Below are 10,080 nucleotides of genomic sequence, written 5' to 3'. Positions count from 1 at the left end.
ATTGAGGGAGGGTTAGCGTATGTTGGTCGTCACGAATACAATCCGCATTAAAGAGGGGTACGGCAAGCAAGTATCCGAGCGCTTTGCACAAGCCCAAGGAATTCAGCAAATGCCGGGATTTAAAAGAATGGAAGTGTGGCTCGGCGCTGGCGCCGAGGGCGAGGAAGAGCTGAAGGTATGCACCGTCTGGGAAAATGAAGAGGCGTTCAAAAACTGGACGGCCAGCGACTCCTTCAAGCAGTCCCACCGGGGTGCCAGCGACAGCAGGCAGTATATGCTCGGAGCCGCTCTGAACCAGTATGAGTTAGTCGTCCATCATGCGGACGATGCTTCCAAGGGCTCTTAGGCAGTTAGGATTGGTGTCATCACTTTACCATTCTGCGTAGAGCCTCTCACACTCTGCAAAATAAGCTAGTCTGAAATATGGTCTCCTGACTGGAAGCCCGATGGCTCTTGGTCAGGAGTCTTTTTCGCTTACATCCCGGACCTGCAGGCCCAGCCCTGCCATTATGGCGAAGTAATCGGGACATGTCTTGGACACACAGCCGGGATCCTGGATGCGCAGGCCCTCTGTTCTCGCACCAAGGAGACTCAAAGCCATAGCCATGCGGTGATCTTCCCGCGGGTCAACAGCTTTCCTCACTTGAACCTGTCCCGGATATACCGTCAAACCATCCGGATACTCCTCTGTCCGGATACCTAACTGCCCCAACTCACTGCAGATCGCAGAAATCCGGTCGCACTCGTGGTGCCGAATGTGCGAAGCTCCCCGCAAAGTGATAGGCTGGTCGGCGTGAACAGCGAGCACGGCCATTGTTAGCGTCTGATCGGACCATTTTCCCATATCCAACGTAAAACCGCCCTTTAATTGTGCGGGCCCCTCTACTTCTACGCAGTGCTTGTCCCGAGTCACCCTGCAGCCCATCCGGGTAAGAACGTCAAGCAGCTTCAGATCGGGCTGCTGCGCAGCAGGCGTTATCTGGTCGGTCCGGACCGTTCCCTGGGTCAGGGCCGCAAGAGCCCAGAAGTATCCGCAGGTCGAGATATCCGGCTCCAACGTCAAAGCAGCGGCACGATAGCGGCCCGGAGCTACATGAATGATCTTCTTCTCTGCCAGCCATTCGGAAGAAACGCCAAAAACGCGCATCATTTCGAGCGTCATCCGGACATAATCCTCCTGAACGATGTCTCCATCAAGATTAAGCGTCAATCCCTCCCTCATGTATGGAGCAGCTATCAACAAACCGCTGATGAATTGGCTGGATAAAGAGCCGGACATAGAGATTTGGCCGCCACGCAATCCTTGCGCAGCAACACGGACCGGAAGACTGCCCTTTTTTCCCGTATGCTTAATCTTTGCTCCAAGAGCAGTTAAAGCGTCCCATAACGGAGCGGATGGACGTTCCATGATTTGATGGTCTCCCTTAACCGTCCATTCCCCTTCACTGATCGCCAAAGCTCCCGGTAAAAAACGGGCTACCGTACCCGCATAGCCGACATGCAGTTCGCCCTGCTTCACCGGCCATTTTCCTCCTGTCCCGCGGACAACTGCTGTATCTTCTTCCACTTCCAGTTCTACGCCCAGCTTTTGCAAGCAGCGAATGCACCAGTAGCTGTCATCACTCCTGAGCAGCCCTTTCAAGTGAGAAGTCCCTTCAGCAAGTGCTGAGATCAGCAGAGCGCGGTTAGTCAGGCTTTTGCTGCCGGGGACAGTTAATCGCCCGTGAACAGCTTGTATAGGAGGAGACAGTTCAACAATCCTTTTACGGCCTGGATAGGTGGACCAGGGTGATCGTGAAGTAGTGCTAGAATCTAAGGAAGTCGGATGAGGCCCCTCCTCTCGGATAAGGGAACGAAAGCTTTGTGACATCTCTATGCAGCCTCCTTTGAATATGGTGAATGTTCTTGCCCTCCAGTATAATGTAGGAAATGATATAGATAAAATACATATATTTAAATGTAACGATAGACCACTTCTATATCATTACTGATCCATACCTACAAAAAGACAAGGGAGCAGCAGGATGATTCCATTTCAAGATGATGAAACGTCCCCATGGAGGGAGAGTGCTGCGGAGGCGGAGAGCTCCGCATGGGCGGATAGTCCTGCCGAGGCGGGCAGCTCCGCATGGGCAGACAGTCCTGCGGAAGCAGGCAGCTCCGCATGGGCAGACAGCCCGGCGGGTAAGGAAGGGCCCCTGTCCGTCTCCTCGGTTCACTTGGAGGCTTATCGAATTTTTTTGTATGCGGCTAAACTCGGCAGTTTAACGAAAGCAGCGCAGCAGCTTTACATCACACAGCCGACTGTCAGCTACGCAATCAAGCAATTGGAAAGGCATTTGTCCGTGACCTTGTTCAACCGCCGTTCCAGAGGGGTCAGCCTGACGCCGGAAGGAGAAACGCTCCTGCGCTTTGTTGAGCCCTCCTTCTCCCTGCTCGAAGCCGGGGAAAAAGAAATGAACGCCATGAAGGACTTGTCCAGCGGCGTTCTCAAACTAGGAGCGAGCGACACCCTTATCCGGATGTGTTTGCTTCAGCCGCTAGACGAGTTTCGACGGCGCTTCCCCGATATTCGGATCCGGCTGACTCACGGACGAACACCCGACATCGTGCGCCGCCTGCTCGAAGGAGAGATAGAATGCGGACTGGTGCGGCTGCCGCTTAGCCAAGACTCCCGGCTTCACTTGCAGCCGCTAACGGATGTAGAGGAATGCTTCGTAGTCGGGCAGACCTATCGGCATCTGGCCAACCGCGGAGCTTTGCGTGAAATCTGGCCGGAGCTGCCTTTGCTGATGCTGTCCTCCGGAAGCAGCTCACGGCGATTCACAGAACAATGGCTGCACGAACAAGGCTTGTTTAAAGAACCCGATATGGAGTTGGGCAGTATCGACCTGCTCCTGGAATTCGCGAGGCTCGGCTTTGGCGCTGCGCTTATTCCCCGTTCCCTCGTCGAACGTGAATTAGATAAGGGGCTGCTGTTCGAAGTGCAGCTGCCGGCCCCCCTTCCTTCCCGCAAACTGGCTCTTGCCTCCCTCAAGGATAGGTCTCTATCTCTTGCCGCCCGGGCTTTTGCAGAGCAGGTGGCCAAAGCCTATCCATCATGCGGCCCATCAGTCTAAGGAGGCAAAGTGAGGAGAATGAGGCAAACAAACAAGTAATGGGATCAGACTAATATACAAGGAGGATGACTATGCAGCCGAATGGCAATAATCCGCATAATGTTGATCGGTTCAATGGCTTTCAGGAGGACTATGACCGCCATCGCCCCACTGCTCCTTCCCGTGTGGCTCATTTCATCACGCATTATTTGCAGCGCACACCCAGGCTGGTACTGGATGTCGGCTGCGGGACAGGGCTTTCCTCCTTCATATGGAAAGGATATGCCGGGCAAATTGTCGGAATCGAGCCGAACGCCGGTATGCTCGCCAAAGCAAAAGATAAGTGGGAACGGGAAGGCAAGCCCGTATCCATAGCATTCCGCGAAGGGTATTCGAATGCTTTGGATATACCGTCCGGCTCCGCAGATGTGATCACCTGCTCCCAATCCTTCCACTGGATGGAGCCGGTCAGTACTTTGCGGGAGTTCGCCAGAGTGTTAAGCGACGGCGGAGTGTTTGCCGCTTATGATTGCGATTGGCCACCCTCATCCAGCTGGCGAGTCGAGACCAGCTACCTGCAATTGATGCAGCATGCTGACCAGCTTATCGATCAACTGGTCAGCAAGGAGGAGCAGGCGGTTAAGCGGAACAAAGAGGAGCATCTGCAGCGGATAAGGGAAAGCGGGCATTTCCGGTTTACCAAGGAAATTGTCTTTCATAACGAAGAATCGTGCACCGCGGACCGCTACATAGGTCTGGCCCTTAGCCAGGGTGGAGTACAAACCGCCCTCAAGCTGGGCGCCAACGAATTGCAGGACGCGCTCGAGACGTTCCGGCGCGAAGTCGAGGAATATTTTCAACAGCAAACCTTGACGGTGGCGTTCGGCTATCGGATGCGGATAGGGATTAAATGATGCGCGGGGTTAGTTTTCGCTGCTTCGCACAAGATTGTAAAAATGTTTACTGGCGGAAGACATCACATAAAAAAGCTCCTAGGCTCCACTTGGAACCTAGGAGCTTGCTTGTTTTGTTCATGTGACCTAATCCGTTCTATAAAGCAGCCACTCCCCTTCTTCTCTTACAAGAATAAAATTCAAGCTGCCTGCTTCACCACAATCTACCACAATAATTCTCACGTTGTCAGGATCAAATCCGTATTCTTCGGCAACATCCTTCTCTCGATGATCGGGGTTAGGATATATACTGACAACCGATCTCGATGGACCATCCCTATAAAACCCATGAAGATGGCTTTTTAACGCCTCAGGATGGAAAAGCTTTTCAACTTCAAGCTGATTTTGAGCTTTAGCCGCATGGAGATAGGCCATCATTACTTCTAAAAGCTCCTCTTCAACATTTGTCACTTCAATATTATCGATCTCCAATTCTGGCAATTCCTCCATATTTTCTTCGTTTGAACTAAGTTCATTAGTCTTATTATCTTCTGTTTCACTAATGCTGTCTTTAATTGCAGGAGAACCTGCCAGCTTGTCCTCACCGCTTGTTGTAGCAGGAGGAATAGGCTGAACCCTATCACTTTGTTCCTTGGAAGACTCCGTACTAGAACACGACGTTAAAAACAGCAGGGTACCCAGAATAACAATCAGTTGTTTTGTCATCGTTTCTGTAACTCTCCTTTTCCTAACTTTGGTATGGTCAAAAAAAGCTCCCCTTAGAGTAAACAGATTTTTTTATTTCATCTGTCTACTTTAAAGGGAGCATATCAACCTTTATAGGGTGGATTGTTTGTTTTCAATTGGAGTACTAAGGTTAAAAGGCGTGCATCATGATGCGGTAACTTTTATTGGATTTTCTTGGAGTTGTTTTGAGCTGATATAATTAGATGACGTTGTACTTCTTCAGGTTTCCTCCGGGTAAAAAAAACTCCCACAGTGAAAACTTACCTGGGAACTTGAGACCGGCCAGGCAACGGACCGGTCTTTTTGTTTACCCTTCCTTATCAAACTTCCTGCCATAAACGCAAAATATTTTCAAAGCCGATGCGTGTCGCTTCCTTGCTCTCCTCCATCCCCTCGAATTCCAGGGTCAGGTATCCGTCATATCCAGATCCCTTGATTAGTTTCAGCAAAGAACGAACAGGCAAGTCCCCTTGACCAAAAATGGCCCCACGCAAGTAATTGCCGTTCACCGTTTTGAACCAACGCCCATCGCCGGGATCTTCATGGGAGGGACGATAGTAAAAGTCCTTCAGATGAATAATAGAAGCAAAGGGCAAGTTGTTAGCGGTTCCGATCATCGATGGCTGATCCACGCACATGAAGTTGCCTATATCCAGCACGGTTTTAAAATTGACCCGGTCAACCTGATTAAGCACATGCTGAACCCGGTCGCTGTGCTGCACTCCCCATCCGTGATTCTCAATGTTCGTCGTAATCCCGAATGGAGCCGCATAGTCGGCAATCATTTGGCTTCCTGTTACAATTTGCGGCAGCCACTTGTGGAAGTGTTCGATTGTCGTTTCTTCTTCCGGAAGCCGGAACAGAACGACATCGTGACGCATGGAAGGTATACCCATACGCACCAGCAAGTCTACATGCTGCTTCAAACGAACGATTTCCGCCTCAAACGCCTCTTCGCTGTCGTGAACAAAATTAGCCGGCATCGCATAGTTCGATAACTCCAGTCCCAAGGAAGCCGCACGGTCCCTCACCTCATCTGCCAAGTCCGGATTATCCACTAAAGAGTACCCATAAGGCACTAATTCTACATGGTCGCACCCCAACTCCTTGGCCCAATCCAGCACATCCAGCACAGACATCTCTTCATTCCTCAGCTTATCGACCAAACAATAAGTGCTGATTCCCGCTTTCAATACGCTTCACCACCCGATTAAATTTGTACATCCGGTAAGTATGGTTTTCTACGTATGAACGTTCGCTGAGCGTCTCCACCTAAATCGCTATCTTTTTTCATTTTATAGCCAATCCAACAGATGATAGGAAGACCGCAAGCCGGTATTGAACAAGCTCCTCTACGGCCAGCTGCAGCCTTTTCTAGTTCTACTATAGCGTATAGCCTTAAAGACAGCCATCCCCTTCCTGAAAAAGTCCTGCCTAAAACCTTTGTTTTCAAGCAATAAAAAAGGCATTTTTATGTTTTTTCATTAAAAAAAATTAATATTTTTTAATTTATTTAGAAAAATACCCTTTCAACCAAAAATTGTTCAGTAATTGTTCAGGTTCCATGATTACATTGCTAGTTATGCATAGATTAATTTCATGAAAAATTTGCTAAAAAAGGAAAGGAGAAAATGTAAAATTATGGTTACCAAGAAGCTGAACCGATTTACGATTTTATCATTTGTTTTTCTGCTTCTGTTTCAAACCGTAGCCTTACCCGCTGTTCATTCGCAGGGCGCTATTATGAATGACGAAAACCCCTGCGGCGATGTGGCCAGCCCCGTAAGCAGTCCGGTAATTCAAAGTGTTTACGCGGCAGATGCCCAGTGGGCTGTGCCGGAAACCGTATACGGCACGAATAAGGTGACGGAAGCAGTCTATACTCCGCCAATCGTGCCCGCGTTTGCCGGACCATTGTCAGGAGTAGAAATAGAGCGCAACATCATTACGAATGTGGTTCTGAAGGATGAGAATCACAACGTCATTAATTACGCGGACAATCCTGGGACAATAGTAAGTCCGGGGGATATTGCCCATATCTGCATGGCCTGGGAGCTGCCTAACGACCATAGATACCCGGCAAATTCCACATTCAGTTTTACGCTGCCTGAGCACTTTACTGCTTATAATAATGTAGAAGGTGATCTGGTATTTGGCAGCTCCAATGTGGGCTCTTTTGTCATGGACAAGGATGATCTTTCGGTCGTCATGACGTTTAACGAGAGCATCACTACGATGTCCAATATCAAAGGAATGTTGTGGTTCGGTACGTTCTTTAAAGAAGAGCTGCACGGAAATGTCGATCAAGAGATTACTTTTGATATTAAAGACGAAGAAGTGGCCAAAATTCCCGTTCGTTTTGAAGTGCCGGATCATAAGGAAATCGTCAAAAGCGGGATAACCGATCGCGGCTACAACGCCAAGGAAATTACTTGGACGGTCGACTTGAACAGACAGTTGAAAACGCTCGACCATGCGATTTTGGAGGACCCGATTGATCCAGAGATCATGAATCAGCGTCTCATCCCCGGTTCTATTGAAGTGTATAAACTAGACGTTCAGATCGGCGGCGGGGTGAACCAGGGCGACTTGGTCGATGAAAGTGAATATACCGTAACTAACGACCCGTTCAGCATAGACTTTGGTTCCATTAGCGAAGCGTATCGCGTCGTTTTCAAGACTGAAATTACCGATGGGGACAGCACCACCTACCGTAATAAAGCGGTACTCAAAAACGGTAGCAGCGAACCGATGGAAGCTGAAGCATCCGTTACCACCAGTCGCGGGGCACCGTTAGCTAAAGAAAGCACCGAGTATGACTCGCAAACCCAGACAATCACCTGGGAGATTCGTTTCAATTATAACGAGAAGGATATTCCCCAAGCGTTAGCGCTGCTCGAGGATACATTCTCGGAAGAACATATTTTTGTTAAAGAATCTGTTGTCGTTGAACGGATGGCTATAGACGAAAATGGTCAGGCGTCGGTAGCCGAAGAAGTAGATTACTACACGGTCACCGAGACAACAAACGGCTTTGATCTTCAATTTACCAAAGACATTGAGAATGCTTACAAGATCACATACACAACCAAAGCCAAAGACCGTGTGTTTGAGGGTAATAAAATTACTAATAAAGTAAGCTTTGGCGATAACGAAAAAGAAGCATCCAGAGATACCCGACAAGAAATCTTGCACAAGTCGTATAGAGAGCTTGATTATAAAAACAAAACTGTAGAATGGGTCATTAACATCAACCGGGACAAATACGAAATGAAAGACCTGGAAGTTGTAGACACATTCCCGTACCTAGGGCTCCAACTACATGAGAATACGATCAAGGTTTACGATAACGGCGCATCGCCAGCCAGGCTTCTAGAAGAGAATACCGACTATACGTTAACCCTTGATCCAAACGGTAACGGATTTACTATTGCATTTAACGGAACGATCAATACTCATCATCAAATCGTTTATACGACGGACTTCAGGTACGACCTTTTAACGGATAAGAGCAGACATTTTACCAACAAGGTTGACACTACCTGGAAAGATCCTAACGATAATGATGCAGTACGTGAGAAAGAAGCTGTCTCCAGCTTCCCACCAGACCAATATACGAAAAACAATGGCTTTAAACATGGCGCCTACGATGCTGAAAAGAAAGAAATCACATGGAATGTAGGGGTCAACTATGATCTGAAGGAATTAACGAATATCGTCATCACTGATGAAATCCAAGACAACCAGATTCTGCTGACCGACACGATACTGCTGTACGAAGCTATCTTGGATACGGAGAGCCAAATAGTAAGTAAAGGGGCTCTTATTGAAAGTGGATATAGTGTTAAGTTTGATGATGATAACGAAAAGCTGTTCACAGTTACTATTCATGGAACTACATCCAAAGCCTACTGGCTTGAATTCAAGACCAGCTTTGAGCGCGAGATGATCAAAGCTTCCTACAAGAACGAAGCCGAACTATCTAGCGATGGAAGAGATCCTGTAACGGTAGATGCCTCTGTTTCGATCCCGAATGGCGAAAGCTATGTGAAGAAAAGCGGCAAACAGAACGACAAAGTAATCGACTGGAGAATTAACATCAACTTTGGCCAATCCTATCTGTCTAATGTGCGGATTGTCGACGAACAAACGGGCAAGCAAATTTTGCTGGAGAACTCCTTCACGCTATACTCCACCAAAGTAGCGCCTAACGGTCAGGTTACTGCCGACAGCGAGCTGGTTAAGGGAGAAGATTATTCCCTGCACATTGAAACTAAAGAGGACGGCTCGCAAACGTTTGAACTGGTTTTCGCGGACGCAGACGGCCAACCTTACAGTATTGACAGACCTTATATTTTGGAATATCAATCGTTTATCAACGCAAGACATAATGATGAAATCAGCAACAAAGTCACCTTGCACGGAGACGAGATTACTAGCGAAGACGTCGAATCCGAAGAAAAAATTAGAGTCTTCTTTACAGGCGGCGGAGGAACTGGTTCAGGAGAAACAGGCAACCTCGAAGTCACCAAAGTGGACGCCGATACCAATGAGCATTTGGAAGGCGCAGTCTTCGAGCTATATGACAGCTCTGACTCCTTCGTGATCAAAACCGCCACCACTGGCACTGACGGAAAAGTGGTATTCACTAACCTGTTGTATGACGACTATATTCTGAAAGAAAAATCGGCGCCTGAGGGCTATGTAATCGGCATTGAAAATACAAATCGCCCCGTTACGGTGGACGCCGAGTTGACTCGAATCACAATCGAAAACAAAAAAATGGTTCGCGCTGTGGAATTGAAAAAGCTGGACGCGGAGACGAAGGATGAACTGGAAGGTGCGGTCTTCTCCTTACGGGATTCGAACGGCCAGGAGTTAAGCCAGCATACGACGGATGCTGACGGCCGGATTATCGTTGGCAATTTGGAGCCGGGGACCTATGAATTCGTAGAAATCACCGCTCCTGCAGGATACGAGCTGGAAAGCACTCCAATTCCGTTTACAATCACAGAGAATCAAACGTCGATCGTAACCCTGACGAAGGAAAATGATATTATTCTTGGCGACGTAGAGGTTTTGAAGGTCGACCAATATGATGACAGCATTTTGTCAGGCGTTAAATTCGACTTGCTGGATGAAAATGAGCACGTGTTGCAAACCGGCCTGGTTACCGATGAAGCAGGGAAATTCAAGCTCAATGGACTGCGGCCAGGAACCTATTATTTGAAAGAAACCGAAGCGCTTGAGCATTATGAACTGCCGACGGAGCTGTTCGAGTTTACGGTTGCCAAGGGGCAAACCGAAACGCTGCAGCTGAAGCTGGAAAACAAAATGGTCCC

The 10,080-nt window shown here is 48.5% G+C and carries 7 protein-coding genes; 4 read left to right on the top strand and 3 right to left on the bottom strand.

All coding sequences use genetic code 11. From position 1 onward, the window contains the following. Positions 1-19 precede the first annotated feature (19 nt). Positions 20-346 carry an antibiotic biosynthesis monooxygenase gene (locus tag PSHG_RS22805; RefSeq protein ID WP_010278252.1) on the top strand — a complete coding sequence of 109 codons (327 nt, stop codon included), beginning with the start codon at positions 20-22 and terminating at the stop codon, positions 344-346. Positions 347-457: 111 nt separating this feature from the next. Here the strand turns inward: PSHG_RS22805 and aroA are convergent, their stop codons facing one another. Next, positions 458-1,870 (bottom strand): 3-phosphoshikimate 1-carboxyvinyltransferase, encoded by a 1,413-nt coding sequence (aroA, locus tag PSHG_RS22800; protein WP_010278251.1) that lies wholly within the window; start codon positions 1,868-1,870, stop codon positions 458-460. A gap of 154 nt (positions 1,871-2,024) precedes the next feature. On the opposite strand from aroA, the gene PSHG_RS22795 reads away from it, so the two are divergent. Both PSHG_RS22795 and PSHG_RS22790 read left to right on the top strand, forming a co-directional pair. Next, complete coding sequence (locus PSHG_RS22795) at positions 2,025-3,119, top strand: LysR family transcriptional regulator (RefSeq protein WP_010278250.1); 1,095 nt, start codon at positions 2,025-2,027, stop codon at positions 3,117-3,119. 71 nt (positions 3,120-3,190) lie between these two features. Further along, complete coding sequence (locus PSHG_RS22790; protein ID WP_010278249.1) at positions 3,191-4,012, top strand: class I SAM-dependent methyltransferase; 822 nt, start codon at positions 3,191-3,193, stop codon at positions 4,010-4,012. A 126-nt stretch (positions 4,013-4,138) separates the two neighbouring features. On the opposite strand, the gene PSHG_RS22785 is transcribed toward PSHG_RS22790, so the two are convergent. Together PSHG_RS22785 and PSHG_RS22780 are read right to left on the bottom strand one after the other, a co-directional pair. Next, positions 4,139-4,717, bottom strand: coding sequence for a hypothetical protein (locus PSHG_RS22785; RefSeq protein ID WP_010278247.1), 579 nt, complete (start codon positions 4,715-4,717; stop codon positions 4,139-4,141). A gap of 341 nt (positions 4,718-5,058) precedes the next feature. Continuing rightward, positions 5,059-5,931: a sugar phosphate isomerase/epimerase family protein gene (locus PSHG_RS22780; RefSeq protein ID WP_010278246.1), complete on the bottom strand. Its 873-nt coding sequence runs from the start codon at positions 5,929-5,931 to the stop codon at positions 5,059-5,061. A 448-nt stretch (positions 5,932-6,379) separates the two neighbouring features. On the opposite strand from PSHG_RS22780, the gene PSHG_RS28760 reads away from it, so the two are divergent. Further along, positions 6,380-10,080 (top strand): collagen binding domain-containing protein (locus tag PSHG_RS28760; RefSeq protein ID WP_010278241.1); only part of this gene is annotated, 3,701 nt, incomplete at its 3' end.

Origin of the sequence: Paenibacillus senegalensis JC66 (assembly GCF_000285515.1) — a bacterium.
GTDB lineage: Bacteria > Bacillota > Bacilli > Paenibacillales > NBRC-103111 > Paenibacillus_L > Paenibacillus_L senegalensis.
The sequence above is the reverse complement of the archived record's forward strand: the minus strand, read 5'-3'. Positions and strand labels throughout refer to the sequence as shown.